Source organism: Streptomyces sp. NPDC002055 (assembly GCF_040296705.1).
Lineage (GTDB): Bacteria > Actinomycetota > Actinomycetes > Streptomycetales > Streptomycetaceae > Streptomyces.
The window spans coordinates 36,677-51,196 of sequence record NZ_JBEOXS010000004.1 but is presented as its reverse complement, the minus strand read 5'-3'; the positions used below and the strand labels follow the sequence as shown (position 1 = coordinate 51,196).

Here is a 14,520-nt window from a genome sequence, read left to right as displayed (position 1 = left end):
GCGGGTCCGTGCCGTGCCGGGTGAAGCCGTGGCTCAGCGCAGGCGGGCGACCCGCCAGATGGCGAGCGCCGCGGCCGTGCCGACCAGCAGGGCGTAGAGCGCGATGACGCGCCAGTCGGGACGTCTGCCCGAGCCGCGCGGCGCGAGTCCGGGCCAGGTGAGGCCGACCCGGCGGGCGGCCATCATGCCCCAGCCCGCCGCGCAGCAGCTGATCAGCAGGCCGAGCAGGGCCACCATCGCTCCGCTGTCGCCGAATTCGAAGGCGAGCGGGAAGGCGAACATCAGGGAGCCGGCGGCCGCGAGACCCACGATGGGCGCGATCTGCCAGATGCGGAGCCGTCGCGGCGGGCGCAGCTCGCGGAAGGACTCGCCGCCGGTCGCCGGCTCGGGGCCGTCCGGGGTGAGCTCCTCGGTCCGTCGGTCCTGCGGCTGCGGTCTGTCGCGAGGGCCGGCCTCCATTGCCACGCGCCCTCCCAACTCGGACTTCACGGCTGATCGAAGTCCGATGATGACACGCACTCGGATGCCCGGAAGGCGTACGGAGCCTCCCGATGCCATCACGTGATCAGGCTGTGACCGCTCGTTCGACCAACGTCAACGCGCGGGTCCGGAGTTCCGGCAGCCGGTCGGCCGCTCCGCTGAGCCAGTGCACCCGGGGATCGCGCCGGAACCAGGAGTCCTGACGGCGTGCGAACCGCTTGGTGGCGCGCACGGTCTCGGCGCGCGCGGCGTCCTCGGTGCACTCGCCCGCCAGGAAGGCGAGGACCTGCTGATAGCCGAGGGCCCGGGAGGCCGTGCGCCCCTCGCGGAGGCCGGCGGCCTCCAGGGTGCGCACCTCGTCGACGAGCCCCTGGTCCCACATCCGGTCGACGCGTGAGGCGATGCGTGCGTCCAGCTCCGGGCGGTCGACGTCCACCCCGATCTGGACGGTGTCGTAGACGGACTCATGGCCCGGGAGGTTGGCGGTGAAGGGGCGGCCGGTGATCTCGATGACCTCCAGGGCGCGGACGATGCGCCGGCCGTTGCCGGGCAGGATCGCCCGGGCCGCCGCCGGGTCGGCCGCGGCCAGCCGGGCGTGCAGCACACCGGGGCCCTCGGCGGCCAACTCGCCCTCCAGACGGGCGCGTACGTCCGGATCGGTGCCCGGGAACTCCATGACGTCGATCGCCCCGCGGACGTACAGCCCGGAGCCGCCGACCAGCACCGGGGTACGCCCGGCGGCCAGCAGCCGGTCGATCTCCGCCCGGGCCAGCCGCTGGTACTCGGCGACGCTGGCGGCCTCCGTGACGTCCCAGATGTCCAGCAGCCGGTGCGGCACGCCCCGGCGCTCCTCGGGCGACAGCTTGGCGGTGCCGATGTCCATGCCGCGGTACAGCTGCATGGAGTCGGCGTTGATCACCTCGCCGTCGAAGTGCTCGGCCAGGGCCACGCCGAGATCGGACTTTCCGGCCGCGGTGGGACCCACCACGGCGATGACCCGGGGCACGGGCGCTGAACTTGTCACTGGCACAGTCTCGCAAACCCCGGCCGCCCTCCTCGAACGAGCGACGTGACGGCCCGCCCCCGGGGTCGTTGCGTGGGGCGAGGTTCCGCCGCCGGTTTACGCATCGGTGCCGGGGGGCGACGCAAGGGGACGCTCCGGGCTGCGCGGGATATCACTCACCCCAGCGAGGTTATGGAGTAGATATGGGCGTGTTTTCACGGTTTCGGCGTCGTTCGTCCGCGGCGTCAACCGACGAGGCGGCGGCCGCCCCTCTGACGACGGAATCCACGGAGCCCGCGGTTGACGCCGAGGCAGCGTCCGAGGAGTCGCCGAAGACGACGGACGGGGTGGAGATCCCGAAGCAGCAGTCCGCGGAGGAGGCCGCCGACAGCGAGGCCGGTGAGGGCGCCCGCAAGTAGGCCCACCGCAGTCTGTCGACGGACGGCCGCGAAGCCCCGTGCCTCGCGGCCGTCCGCGTGTCCGGCCCCGGCCGTCCCGTCCGGCGGCCGCCCGGCTACGACCAGACCGCGACGGAGTAGCCCACCCCGTAGGGGGCGTCGTCGTACAGCAGCGTGCCGGCCAGCCCGGCGCCCTCTGCCGCCCCCGCCAGCACCTGCCAGGGCGCCCGCCCCGCGGCCTTCAGCTCGTGCGCCGTCCGTTCGTCGACGGCCAGCAGCGCCTCGGTGTCGGCGGCGCCCAGCGCCCGGGCGGTCCCGGCGTCGAAGTCCGCGGCCCGGTCGTCGAGGTAGCCGGGGGCCTTCAGGGTCCGGCAGGCGCTGCCGTCCCCCATGACCAGCAGGGCGAGCCGCTCGGCACCGGCGGCGCTCTCCCGGCCTAGTGCGGCGCAGCGCCCGGAGGGGAGAGCGGTGTCGATCCCCAGGCCCTCGACCGGTGCGGCCGTGAAGTCCGTGTGCTCCAGCAGCCAGGCCGCGACGGCGAGGGACGACGGCAGCTCCCGTACGGAGGCGTCGCCCTTACCGAGCCGGACCGCCCGGTCCACGCCGAAGCCCCGGAACGATCCGGCCGCGCCCGAGGGGTAGGGGCCCTGCTCGTCGGGCCCGGCCGGGCCGATCACCAGCAGGCGGTCGGGGCGGGCGGCGGCGAGCACCGCGACGGCGTCCGAACAGGCCGTCCGGAGACCGTCGAGTTCGGCGGCCGCCCCGGCGGCCACCTCGGGCACAAGGAGCGGCGGGCAGGGGCACACGGCGGCTGCGGCAAGCATGTCCGAACCCTACGCGCGCGGCTCGGGCGCCGGGCCCCGCCCGGCGCGAGCCGGCTCCCGTCAGCCGCAGCCGCCGGTCACGGCCGGCAGCGGTGCCGGGACGCCCACGGTGGGCAGGCCCAGCATCACGCCGGAGGACTCCTGCGGGGCCGCGGTGCGGCGCTCCCAGGCGTCACCGGCGCGGGTGCGGCGGACGCCCTTCGCCGGCCCCTCGGCGAGCAGGTGGTGCGGGGCGGCGTAGGTGATCTCCACCTCGACGACGTCGCCCGGCCGGACCGGCTCCTCGGGGCGGGTGAAGTGCACCAGGCGGTTGTCGGGGGCCCGGCCGGAGAGCCGGCGGGTGGCGTCGTCCTTGCGCCCCTCGCCCTCGGCGACCAGGACCTCGAGGGTCCGGCCGACCTGCTTCTTGTTCTCCGACCAGCTGATCTCCTCCTGGAGGGCGACCAGACGCTCGTAGCGCGCCTGCACGACCTCCTTGGGGATCTGCCCGTCCATCTCCGCCGCGGGCGTCCCGGGGCGCTTGGAGTACTGGAAGGTGAACGCCTGGGCGAAGCGCGCCTCCCGGACCACGTGCATGGTCTGCTCGAAGTCCTCCTCGGTCTCGCCGGGGAAGCCCACGATGATGTCGGTCGAGATCGCGGCGTCCGGCATCGCGGCGCGCACCTTCTCGATGATGCCTAGGAAGCGGTCCTGGCGGTAGGAGCGGCGCATCGCCTTGAGGACGGTGTCCGAGCCGGACTGCAGCGGCATGTGCAGCTGCGGCATCACGTTCGGTGTCTCGGCCATGGCGGCGATCACGTCGTCGGTGAAGTCGCGGGGGTGCGGGGAGGTGAAGCGGACCCGCTCCAGCCCTTCCACCCGGCCGCAGGAGCGCAGCAGCTTGCTGAACGCCTCGCGGTCCCCGATGTCGGAACCGTAGGCGTTGACGTTCTGCCCGAGCAGCGTGATCTCGGTGACGCCCTCGGCGACCAGCGTCTCCACCTCGGCGAGGATGTCGCCCGGCCGGCGGTCCTTCTCCTTGCCGCGGAGCGCGGGGACGATGCAGAAGGTGCAGGTGTTGTTGCAGCCGACGGAGATGGAGACCCAGGCCGCGTACGCCGACTCGCGGCGGGTCGGCAGCGTGGAGGGGAACGCCTCCAGCGACTCGGCGATCTCGACCTGCGCCTCTTCCTGGACGCGCGCCCGCTCCAGCAGCACCGGGAGGCTGCCGATGTTGTGCGTGCCGAACACCACGTCGACCCAGGGGGCCTTCCTGACGATGGTGTCGCGGTCCTTCTGCGCGAGGCAGCCGCCGACGGCGATCTGCATCCCGGGCCGCTTCGCCTTCATCGGGGCGAGCCGGCCGAGATTGCCGTAGAGCCGGTTGTCGGCGTTCTCCCGCACCGCGCAGGTGTTGAAGACGACGATGTCCGCCTCGCCCTCGGCACGGCCTTCGGGCGCCCGGACGTAACCGGCGTCCTCCAGCAGGCCGGAGAGCCGCTCGGAGTCGTGGACATTCATCTGGCACCCGTAGGTGCGCACCTCGTAGGTCTTCGCGCTCATCTCGCCCACCAGGGTACGTGGTCACCACCGGGCTCCGCCCCCGCCTTCCGTGCGCTCCCCGGGCGCCGCGTGATCCCGTCCGGCGCCCCTGGCCCCGGGCTGCCCGGGCTGGCAGGATCGCGCGCATGGCTCCCGCGTTCCCAGGCATCCGCGACCGGCGCTCCGCCCTGCGCTTCGGCCGGCGGCGTGCCCTGCAGGTCACGGCGGCGGCCGGCGCGGTGCTGGCGCTGCTGCTGTGGTGGCTGCTGCCGCTGGGCCAGACCTCGTCCCCGCACGGCAGGGTGGACTTCACCACCGGGGTGCCCACCGGGGTGTACGCCCGCTACGGCGCGCTCCTGCAGCAGCACGTGGCCCGGGATCTGCCCGGCGTCGACCTGCGGCTGCGGTCCAGCGAGGGGTCCGTCCAGAACATCGAGCGGCTCGTCTCCGGCAAGGCGAGCTTCACCATCGCCACGGCCGACGCGGTCGCCGCCTACCGGGAGCGCGGCGGCCGGGACGCGGACCGGCTGCGCGCCTGCGCACGGCTGTACGACGACTACATGCAGCTCGTGGTGCCGGCCGGCTCCGACGTGCGGAGCGCCGCCGACCTGCGGGGCAAGCGGGTCGCCATAGGCCAGAAGGGCTCCGGGGTGAGCCTGATAGCGGGCCGGCTCCTCGGAGCCGCCGGGCTCGACGCCCGGAAGGACATCGAGCCGGTCCGGGTGGGCATCGACCGGATGCCCGGCCTGCTGCGCGAGGGGAGGATCGACGCATTCTTCTGGTCGGGCGGGCTGCCGACGGCGGCGGTCTCCGACCTCGCCGACGACGTCGACATCCGTCTCGTGCAGCTCGGGGACCTCAGCGACGAGCTGACCCGGCAGGGCGCGGCGACCCGTCACTACCGGGCGGCGGTCATGCCGGCCGACGCCTATCCGCAGGTGCAGCACGGCAAGGCGGTGAAGACGGTGGCGGTGGCGAACCTGCTGGTGACCACGGACCGTACGGATCCGGGGCTGACCGAGGGCATCACCCGCACGGTGATCGACAGCCGCGACCGGATCGGCAGCGAGGTGCACGCGGCGCAGCTGGTGGACCTGCGGACGGCGATCTTCACGGATCCGCTGGAGCTGCACGAGGGCGCCCGCCGCTACTACCGCTCGGTCAAGTCCTGATCCCCCGCTCGGCCGGACCCGGCCGGGCCCGACGTCCGTCCCGAGCCATCGGAGCCGCGTCATGCATGACGACCGCAGCATCGTCGAGTCCCGTCTGCACCGTGTCCTGACCGAACGCATCCGGCCCGCGGTCCACGGCCGCTGCGTGCCGCTCACCGTCGAGCGCTGGGACACGCCCGGTGAACCGGTCCCGGTCGCCGAGGGGCTGGCCGCCGCGTACGGCCCGGCGCGGGCGGGCGACCGGTGGGGGCCGGCCTGGGGGACCAGCTGGTTCCGGGTGCGCGGCCGGGTGCCCGAGGAGTGGGCGGGGCGCACCGTGGAGGCCGTCCTCGACCTGGGCTTCGACCGGGGGATGCCCGGGTTCCAGTGCGAGGGGCTGGTGTACCGGCCCGACGGGGAGGCGGTGAAGGGCCTCCATCCGTACAACGACTGGGTGCGCGTCGGCGACCCGGCCCGGGGCGGTGAGGAGGTGCTGCTGTACGTCGAGGCGGCCGCCAACCCGGTCCTCGCGGGCCAGACGCCGACCCGTCAGGGGGACCGGCTCACCGCGGGCGAGGAGCCGCTGTACCGGATCGCCCGGATGGATCTCGCCGTGTTCGAGGCGGACGTCTGGGAGCTGGTGCAGGACCTGGAGGTCCTCGGCGGGCTGATGCTCCAGCTGCCGGAGGGGGACGCACGCCGCTGGGAACTGCTGCGGGCGGCCGAACGCGCCCTGGACGCCGTGGACCTGGCCGATGTCGCGGGCTCGGCGGCCGGTGCCAGGGAGCCGCTGGCGGAGGTGCTCGCCTCCCCCGCGCACGCGTCCGCGCACCGGATCAGCGCGGTCGGCCATGCGCACATCGACTCCGCGTGGCTGTGGCCGCTGCGGGAGACGGTGCGGAAGGTGGCGCGGACCTGCTCCAACGTGGTGCATCTGATGGACCGCCACCCCGAGTTCGTGTTCGCGATGTCGCAGGCCCAGCAGCTCGCCTGGATCAAGGAGCACCGGCCGGAGGTGTACGCCCGGGTCCGGGAGAAGGTCGCGGCCGGGCAGTTCGTGCCGGTGGGCGGGATGTGGGTGGAGTCCGACACCAACATGGTCGGCGGGGAGGCGATGGCCCGGCAGTTCCTGTACGGGAAGAAGTTCTTCCTGGACGAGTTCGGGATCGACACCAAGGAGGTGTGGCTGCCGGACTCGTTCGGCTACACCGCCGCGCTGCCGCAGCTGGTGAAGCTGTCGGGGTCGGACTGGTTCCTGACCCAGAAGATCTCCTGGAGCCGGACCAACGCCTTTCCGCACCACACCTTCTGGTGGGAGGGCATCGACGGCACCCGGGTCTTCACCCACTTCCCGCCGGTGGACACCTACAACTCCGATCTCGGCGGGGAGCAGCTGGCACACGCCGCCCGCAACTACCGGGAGAAGGGGCGGGCGTCGCGTTCGCTGGTGCCCTTCGGGTGGGGAGACGGCGGCGGCGGGCCCACCCGGGAGATGCTGGCCCGTGCCCGGCGGCTGGGCGGTCTGGAGGGTTCGCCGCGGGTCGCCGTCGAGCGGCCGTCGGAGTTCTTCGAGGCGGCGCACGCGGAGTACCCGGACGCCCCGGTCTGGGTGGGTGAGCTGTACCTGGAGCTGCACCGCGGCACGTACACCTCGCAGGCCGGGACCAAGCAGGGGAACCGGCGCAGCGAGTCGCTGCTGCGGGAGGCGGAGCTGTGGGCGGCGACGGCGGCGGTCCGGGTGCCCGGATACCGCTACCCGTACGAGGATCTGGAGCGGATCTGGAAGACGGTGCTGCTGCACCAGTTCCACGACATCCTGCCCGGGTCGTCGATCGCCTGGGTGCACCGCGAGGCGCGGGCGACGTACGCGGCGGTGCGGCGGGAGCTGGAGGCGCTCGTCGCGGCGGCGCAGCGGGCGCTGACCGGCGGCGGGGAGGGAACGGTCGTCTTCAACGCCGCCCCGCACGCGCGGCGGGGCATTCCGGCCGGCGGCGCGGCCCCGGAACCGGGCCGTTCGGGCGATCCGGTGACCCTGGCGCCGAGGGAGGAGGCGGCGGGCGGCGGTTTCGTCCTCGCCAACGGCCTGCTGCGGGTGGAGGTGGACGGCCGCGGGCTGGTCGTCTCGGCGTACGACCTGGCGGCCGGGCGGGAGGCGGTGGCCCCGGGGCTGGCGGCGAACCTGCTCCAGATCCACCCCGACTTCCCCACGATGTGGGACGCCTGGGATGTCGACGCCTACTACCGGAACACCGTGACCGACCTGGTCGGCCTGGACGCTCTGACGGTCGCCGAGGAGGGCGCGGACCGGGCCGTGCTGCGCGTCGCCCGGACCTTCGGCGCCTCCTCGGTGGTGCAGTTGCTCACCCTGCGCTCCGGCTCGAAGCTGCTGGAGATCGACACCGAGGTCGACTGGCACGAGTCGGAGACCCTGCTCAAGGCGGCGTTCCCGCTGGACGTCAAGGCGGACCGGTCGGCCGCGGAGACCCAGTTCGGGCACGTCCACCGGGCCACGCACACCAACACCTCCTGGGACGCGGCGAAGTTCGAGATCTGCGCGCACCGGTGGATCCGGGTGGCGGAGCCGGGCTGGGGCGCGGCGGTGGTGAACGACTCGACGTACGGCCATGACGTCACCCGCGATGTGCGCGCGGACGGCGGCCAGACCACGACCGTCCGGCTGTCGCTGCTGCGGGCGCCGCGCTACCCGGACCCGGAGACCGACCAGGGGCGGCACCGGCTGCGCTTCGGGCTGGCGCCCGGGGCCTCGGTGGGCGACGCGGTCCGCGAGGGTCACTGGTTCAACCTGCCGGAGCGCACCGCGCCCGGCTCGGCTCCGGTGGAGCCGCTGGTGACGGTGGACGACGACCAGGTGGTGGTCGAGGCGGTCAAGCTCGCCGAGGACCGCGGCGGCGCCGTGGTGGTGCGGCTGTACGAGGCGCACGGCGGGCGGGCCGCGGCCACGCTCCGGGCCGGATTCCCGGTGGCCTCGGCGACCGGGACGGACCTGCTGGAACGGCCCCTGGCCGGGGCGCCGGAGTACCCGGTGTCCGCGGACGGCGAGGTGGCCCTGAGCCTGCGCCCGTTCCAGATCGTGACGCTGCGGCTGGAGCGGGCGGGGGCGCCGGGGGCGGGGTGACGGCTCGGTGGCCGTGACTGAGGTGGCGGTGACTGAGGTGGCCGTGTCTGAGGTGGCGGGGCCCGGCCGAGCGGGGGTGCCGCGGGGCAGCGGCCGTACAGGCGGCCACCACGGTCGAGGCAGATGCCTCGGCGGTGCCCGTCGGCGGTCGGCTGACGGCCGGGGTCGGGGCCGGCCCAGCGGGCGTCAGCCGGGCGGGACAGTCGCCCGAGCGGCGCGGTCAGCCGGGAGGGACGGTCAGCCGGGCGGGGCCGTTCGCGGGACCGTGATCGTCACCCGCAGCCCGTTCGGCTCGTTGGGGGCGAACGCCATCGAGGCCCGACCGGCCGCCAGCAGCGCTCGGCAGATGGACAGCCCCAGCCCCGAGCCGGAGACGTTCTGGTGCCGGCCGCTGCGCCAGAACCGGTCGCCGATCCGGTCCAGCTCCTCCTCGGTGAGGCCGGGGCCGCCGTCCGCCACGGTGATCCGGACGGTGTCGCCGTCCGGTTCCGCGCCGACCGTGACCGCGGCTCCCTCGGGGGTGAACTTCAGCGCGTTGTCCACCACGGCGTCGAGCGCGCTGGACAGGGCGATCGGATCGGCCCACCCGGTGGCGCCGGACGGCCCCTCGTAGACCAGGGCGACCCCCTCGCGGTCGGCGACCGGACGCCAGGCGCCGACCCGCTCCTCGGCCAGCTCGGCGACGTCCGTGAGCTGGAGGTCGGCCGCGGCGTGCTCGGCCAGGGCCAGGTCCAGCAGATCGTCGAGCACCCGGGCGAGCCGCTTGCCCTCCGTGCGGACGGAGCCGATCTCCTCGTTGTCCTCGGGCAGTTCCAGCGCGAGCAGTTCGATCCGCAGCAGCAGCGCGGAGAGCGGGTTGCGCAGCTGGTGCGAGGCGTCGGCGACGAAAGCCCGCTGCTGCTCCAGCACTTCCTCGACGTTGTCGGCCATCTCGTTGAACGAACGGGCCAGCCTGCGCAGCTCCGGCGGCCCCCCGGCGGCCGCCACCCGGGACTTCATCCGGCCGGTGGCGATGTCGTGGGTGGCCGCGTCGAGGACGCGGACGGGGCGCAGCACCCAGCCGGTGAGCCGGGCGGCGGCGCCCAGCGCGAGCAGCATGGCGGCGCACTCCCCGGCACCGAGGAGCAGCCAGCCGTGGAGGATGCGGGAGCGCAGCTGGCCCGTCGGGGAATCGGTGACGACGACCGCCACCACGTCGCCGTCCCGGATGACCGGTGAGGCGACGGCCAGCCGTTCCCGCTGCCAGGGCCAGACCTGGGGCGGGTTGTGGCTGCGGCGGCCGGCCAGCGCTTCCTTGAAGGCCCGCTCGGGCTCGCCCCCGGCCGGTACGGACCAGTGGCCGGGTGCGACAGCCATCGCCGTCCGGTCGCGGTAGAAGACCCCGGCACGGATGCCGTAGAGATCCTCATAACGCGCGAGTTCGGCGCGCAGGGTGGCCAGCCGGCCCCCCTCGTCACCGGGTCTGCTCGCGGCGGGACGGGCGGTCACGAACTGGGCGAGAGCCGCGAAGCGCGCCGAGTCGTCGATCCGGTCCACGACCACCCGCTGCTGCTGGGCGGCGGCCAGGCTCCCGGCGAGCGGGAAGCCCAGGGCGAGCAACACGCCCGCCATGAGGACGATGAGCAGCGGCAGGAGTCGGGTGCGCACCGGTCCCGCGGATCCTCAGGCCGCCGGGGCGACGAGGCGGTAGCCGACGCCGCGCACGGTCTCGATCAGGGCGGGCATCCGCAGCTTGGAGCGGAGCGAGGCGATGTGCACCTCCAGGGTGCGGCCGGTCCCCTCCCAGCTGGTGCGCCAGACCTCGCTGATGATCTGCTCCCGGCGGAAGACCACGCCGGGGCGCTGGGCGAGCAGCGCCAGCAGGTCGAACTCCTTGCGGGTGAGCGGCACCGGGACGCCGTTCACCGTCACCTGGCGGGTGGGGAGTTCGACGAGCACGGGTCCCAGCCGCAGCGGGTCGTCGGCGCCCGTCTCCTGGTCCTCGGGGCCGGGCTCGCCGGGCACCGTGCGCCGGCTGACGGCGTGGATACGGGCCAGCAATTCACCGGTGTCGTACGGCTTGACCACGTAGTCGTCGGCGCCCAGGTTCAGCCCGTGGATCCGGGAGCGCACGTCCGAGCGCGCCGTCACCATGATCACGGGGGTGGCGGTGCGCTTCCGGATCCGGCCGCAGACCTCGAATCCGTCCTGGTCGGGCAGGCCGAGATCGAGCAGGACGACACCGAAGGGCGCTCCGGTGTCGGGCAGCAGCGCCTGGAGGGCCTCCTCACCGCTCCGGGCGTGGGTGACGTCGAAACCGTGCCGCGCGAGCACCGCGGACAGCGCCGCGGCGACGTGGTTGTCGTCCTCGACGAGGAGCAGTCTCATCGGCCCCTTCCTGCCCTGGTGCGATGGGGTGTGCGGCGATACGTCGGTGTGGTCACAGGGCATACAGCCCGATACGACGCCGCACGTCAAGAGGCGTCCGGCCCTGGGTCACCATCCGTTATGGAGCCGGTAAGGAACCCGTCACCGCAGGGCCGGAACCGGTCACCCAGCGTCGCAGCCCGTAGCCGTATCGTTATGCTCAATTCTCCCTCAGATGTGATGACGGTCATCCTGGCCGCTCCGTATGGTCCTCCCAACCGAGGAGGACGGAGCAAGAGCCGATGACCGAAGTATCGGTGACCAAGGACGCTGCACCGGCGGCGGATCCCCTGGTCGTCCTGAACAACGTCAACAAGCACTTCGGCGCGCTGCATGTGCTCCAGGACATCGACCTGACGATCGCGCGCGGCGAGGTCGTCGTCGTCATCGGACCGTCCGGATCCGGCAAGTCGACCCTGTGCCGCACGATCAACCGGCTGGAGACAGTCGACTCGGGCAGCATCGCGATCGACGGCAAGCCGCTGCCCCAGGAGGGCCGCGAACTCGCCCGGCTGCGCGCCGATGTCGGCATGGTCTTCCAGTCGTTCAATCTCTTCGCACACAAGACGGTGCTGGAGAACGTGATGCTGGGCCAGGTCAAGGTGCGGCGGGCCGACAAGAAGGCCGCCGAGGAGAAGGCCCGCGCCCTGCTCGACCGGGTGGGCGTCGGCACCCAGGCGGACAAGTACCCCGCCCAGCTCTCGGGCGGCCAGCAGCAGCGTGTCGCGATCGCCCGCGCGCTGGCGATGGACCCGAAGGTGATGCTCTTCGACGAGCCCACCTCGGCCCTCGACCCGGAGATGATCAACGAGGTGCTGGAGGTCATGCAGCAGCTCGCCCGGGACGGCATGACCATGGTCGTCGTCACCCACGAGATGGGCTTCGCGCGCTCGGCCGCGAACCGGGTGGTCTTCATGGCCGACGGCCGCATCGTCGAAGAGGCGCAGCCGGACCAGTTCTTCAACAACCCCCGCAGCGACCGGGCCAAGGACTTCCTGTCGAAGATCCTGCACCACTGACGCTCAACGACTCACGACGTAAGGGATGTTCACCATGAAGCTCCGCAGGACCGCGGCCGCGGCCATTGCCGTACTCGCACTCACCGCCTCCGCCACCGCGTGCGGCGGCAAGGAGGGCACCGCCGGTGACAAGCCGGCCGGTACCGGCAAGAGTGCCGACCTCCCGAAGTACACGGTGGCCAAGGACGTCAAGCTGGACTCGCCCACGCTGAAGAAGGCCCAGAAGCGCGGCAAGATCGTCATTGGCTCCAAGGCGGACCAGCCGTTCCTCGGATTCGAGGACCAGGCGACCCAGGAGCGCTCGGGCTTCGACGTCGAGATCGCCAAGATGCTCGCGGCCGACCTCGGCTTCTCCGCCGACCAGATCAAGTGGGAGACCGTGGACTCCGGGGTTCGCGAGACCGCGATCTCCAAGGGCAAGGTCGACTTCTACGTCGGCACCTACACGATCAACGACGAGCGCAAGAAGCAGGTCGGCTTCGCGGGCCCGTACTACAAGGCGGGCGCCGACCTCCTGGTCCGGAAGGACGACACGTCCATCAAGGGCAAGGAGAGCGTGAAGGGCAAGAAGGTCTGCTCGATCGTCGGCTCCACCCCGCTGCAGGAGATCAAGAAGCCCGAGTACGGCGCCGAGATCACCGAGCTCGCCAAGTACTCGGACTGCGTCAAGCAGCTGGTCGACAAGCAGGTCGACGCGGTCACCACCGATGACGCCATCCTCAAGGGATTCGCGGCGCAGAACCCGAAGAAGCTGAAGGTCGTCGGCAAGCCCTTCACCGAGGAGCCCTACGGCGTCGGCCTGGACAAGGACGACAAGGAGCTGCGCGAGGCCTTCACAAAGGCTCTCGAGAAGCACATCAAGGACGGCACCTACAAGAAGATCTACGACGGCACCCTGGGTCTCTCGGGCTCCGAGTACGCCGCCCCGCCGGCGCTCGAGCGCTACTGACCGACGTGTGACCGACGTGCTCCGTACGTCCCCGCAACGGACGTACGGAGCACGGTTTCCCCTGCCCGACGCCTGCCAGCGCCCGCCGACGCGGAGACCTCATGAACGTACTGCTCGACCATCTACCGCAGTTCCGGGACGGGTTCATAGGAACTCTGTCGATCACCGCGGCCAGCGCGGTGCTTGCCCTCGTGCTCGGCCTGCTCATAGCCGGCTTCCGCGTCTCGCCGGTGCCCCCGCTCCGCTTCTTCGGCACGCTCTGGGTCACGCTGCTGCGGAACACGCCGCTGACGCTGCTCTTCCTGGTCTCGACCTTCATCGTCCCGCAGATTCTCTTCCCGGGGATGAGCCCCTTCCTCCTCGCCGCCCTGGCCCTGGGCTTCTACACCTCGGCCTTCGTCTGTGAGGCGGTACGGTCCGGCATCAACACGGTGCCGCTGGGGCAGGCCGAAGCCGCGCGGAGCATCGGGATGACGTTCTTCCAGACCCTCCGCATCATCATTCTCCCGCAGGCCACCCGCACGGTGCTGCCCCCGCTGAGCAGCATCTTCATCGCGCTCACCAAGAACTCCGCGATCGCCGGCGCGTTCAGCGTCACGGAACTGTTCGGCGTCCAGAAGCTCCTGAGCGACAAGGGCATCGACATCATCCCGACCTTCTTCTGGGTCGCCTGCAGCTACCTGGTCATCACGTTCAGCATCAGCGGCATCTTCCGCGTGCTGGAGCGCCGCATGGAGGTCGCCCGATGAGCGCCAGCGTTCTCTACGACGCGCCCGGCCCCAAGGCCATCCTGCGCAACCGCATCTACGCCGTCGTGGGCACCACGGTTGTCCTGGCCCTGATCGCCATCAGCGTTCTGCGCCTGTACGACAAGGGACAGCTCGCCCCGGAGATGTGGGACATCTTCAACTACGCCGGTGTCCGGCAGGGGATTCTCGACTCTCTCCTCGCGACGCTCAAGGCGTTCGCGATCGCCGCTGTGCTCTCTTTGGTCCTCGGCGTGCTGCTGGCCGTCGCCCGGCTCTCCGAGCACAAGCCGATCCGGTGGGCGGCCACGACGTTCATCGAGCTCTTCCGCTCCATCCCGCTGCTTATCACCATCTACGCACTGTGGGTGGGCTTCCTCACCAACCAGTCGATGTGGGCCCTGGCTCTCGGCCTGACGATCTACAACGGCTGCGTCCAGGCCGAGGTGCTGCGCGCGGGTATCAACTCGGTCCCCAAGGGACAGAGCGAGGCGGCGTACGCGCTGGGGATGAGCAAGACCCAGGTGATGATGACCGTTCTGGTCCCGCAGGGCGTCCGAGCCATGCTGCCGACGATCGTCAGCCAGCTGGTGGTGACCCTCAAGGACACCTCGCTCGGCTACATCATCCTCTACCCCGAGCTGCTCCAGAAGGCGCGGCTGCTCGCCTCCAACACGCTGGTCGACGGTGACTACCCGTACGTCCCGGTGATCTTCGTCTTCGGCTCCATCTACGTGGCGCTGTGTCTGGCCCTCTCCGCCCTCGCGACCTGGATCGAGAAGCGCGGCCGACGGGCGAAGACCGGCATTCCGGTCGCCTCGATCGAGGCGGCGGCGGTGATGCCCGACGTTCCCGATCTGCCGGACGCGCCGATCGTCAAATGACCG

At 72.1% G+C, this 14,520-nt stretch carries 13 protein-coding genes; 7 read left to right on the top strand and 6 right to left on the bottom strand.

Going from position 1 to position 14,520, the window contains the following annotated elements; translation table 11 throughout:
• Positions 1-33: 33 nt before the first annotated feature.
• Together ABT112_RS03210 and miaA are read right to left on the bottom strand one after the other, a co-directional pair.
• Positions 34-459, bottom strand: a complete 426-nt coding sequence (locus ABT112_RS03210) for a hypothetical protein (protein ID WP_351505159.1) — start codon at positions 457-459, stop codon at positions 34-36.
• 106 nt (positions 460-565) lie between these two features.
• Positions 566-1,504: a tRNA (adenosine(37)-N6)-dimethylallyltransferase MiaA gene (miaA, locus tag ABT112_RS03205; protein ID WP_351504957.1), complete on the bottom strand. Its 939-nt coding sequence runs from the start codon at positions 1,502-1,504 to the stop codon at positions 566-568.
• A 182-nt stretch (positions 1,505-1,686) separates the two neighbouring features.
• Between miaA and ABT112_RS03200 the strand changes: the two genes are divergently transcribed.
• Positions 1,687-1,902: a gliding motility protein gene (locus ABT112_RS03200; protein WP_351504954.1), complete on the top strand. Its 216-nt coding sequence runs from the start codon at positions 1,687-1,689 to the stop codon at positions 1,900-1,902.
• A 95-nt stretch (positions 1,903-1,997) separates the two neighbouring features.
• On the opposite strand, the gene ABT112_RS03195 is transcribed toward ABT112_RS03200, so the two are convergent.
• Positions 1,998-2,705: a class III extradiol dioxygenase subunit B-like domain-containing protein gene (locus ABT112_RS03195; protein ID WP_351504953.1), complete on the bottom strand. Its 708-nt coding sequence runs from the start codon at positions 2,703-2,705 to the stop codon at positions 1,998-2,000.
• Positions 2,706-2,765: 60 nt separating this feature from the next.
• Positions 2,766-4,247, bottom strand: a complete 1,482-nt coding sequence (miaB, locus tag ABT112_RS03190; protein ID WP_351504951.1) for a tRNA (N6-isopentenyl adenosine(37)-C2)-methylthiotransferase MiaB — start codon at positions 4,245-4,247, stop codon at positions 2,766-2,768.
• A 125-nt stretch (positions 4,248-4,372) separates the two neighbouring features.
• Between miaB and ABT112_RS03185 the strand changes: the two genes are divergently transcribed.
• Positions 4,373-5,398: a TAXI family TRAP transporter solute-binding subunit gene (locus tag ABT112_RS03185; protein ID WP_351504948.1), complete on the top strand. Its 1,026-nt coding sequence runs from the start codon at positions 4,373-4,375 to the stop codon at positions 5,396-5,398.
• Between the two features lie 61 nt (positions 5,399-5,459).
• Positions 5,460-8,513, top strand: a complete 3,054-nt coding sequence (locus ABT112_RS03180) for an alpha-mannosidase (protein WP_351504946.1) — start codon at positions 5,460-5,462, stop codon at positions 8,511-8,513.
• Positions 8,514-8,750: 237 nt separating this feature from the next.
• On the opposite strand, the gene ABT112_RS03175 is transcribed toward ABT112_RS03180, so the two are convergent.
• Both ABT112_RS03175 and ABT112_RS03170 read right to left on the bottom strand, forming a co-directional pair.
• Positions 8,751-10,160: a sensor histidine kinase gene (locus ABT112_RS03175; protein WP_351504944.1), complete on the bottom strand. Its 1,410-nt coding sequence runs from the start codon at positions 10,158-10,160 to the stop codon at positions 8,751-8,753.
• A 15-nt stretch (positions 10,161-10,175) separates the two neighbouring features.
• Positions 10,176-10,880, bottom strand: a complete 705-nt coding sequence (locus ABT112_RS03170; RefSeq protein ID WP_351504942.1) for a response regulator transcription factor — start codon at positions 10,878-10,880, stop codon at positions 10,176-10,178.
• Between the two features lie 281 nt (positions 10,881-11,161).
• Between ABT112_RS03170 and ABT112_RS03165 the strand changes: the two genes are divergently transcribed.
• The 4 genes from ABT112_RS03165 to ABT112_RS03150 all read left to right on the top strand — a co-directional run bounded on the left by ABT112_RS03165 (position 11,162) and on the right by ABT112_RS03150 (position 14,517).
• A complete protein-coding gene (locus ABT112_RS03165; RefSeq protein WP_351504939.1) occupies positions 11,162-11,938 on the top strand; it encodes an amino acid ABC transporter ATP-binding protein in 777 nt (258 codons plus the stop codon).
• A 34-nt stretch (positions 11,939-11,972) separates the two neighbouring features.
• Positions 11,973-12,887, top strand: a complete 915-nt coding sequence (locus ABT112_RS03160) for a glutamate ABC transporter substrate-binding protein (RefSeq protein ID WP_351504937.1) — start codon at positions 11,973-11,975, stop codon at positions 12,885-12,887.
• Positions 12,888-12,988: 101 nt separating this feature from the next.
• Entirely contained in the window at positions 12,989-13,636 is a 648-nt protein-coding gene (locus ABT112_RS03155) for an amino acid ABC transporter permease (protein WP_351504935.1), read from the top strand.
• The gene (locus tag ABT112_RS03150; protein ID WP_351504933.1) at positions 13,633-14,517 is read left to right on the top strand and encodes an amino acid ABC transporter permease; all 885 of its coding nucleotides are present in this window, start codon (positions 13,633-13,635) and stop codon (positions 14,515-14,517) included. Before ABT112_RS03155 ends, ABT112_RS03150 begins: the two co-directional genes overlap by 4 nt.
• Positions 14,518-14,520: the final 3 nt, after the last annotated feature.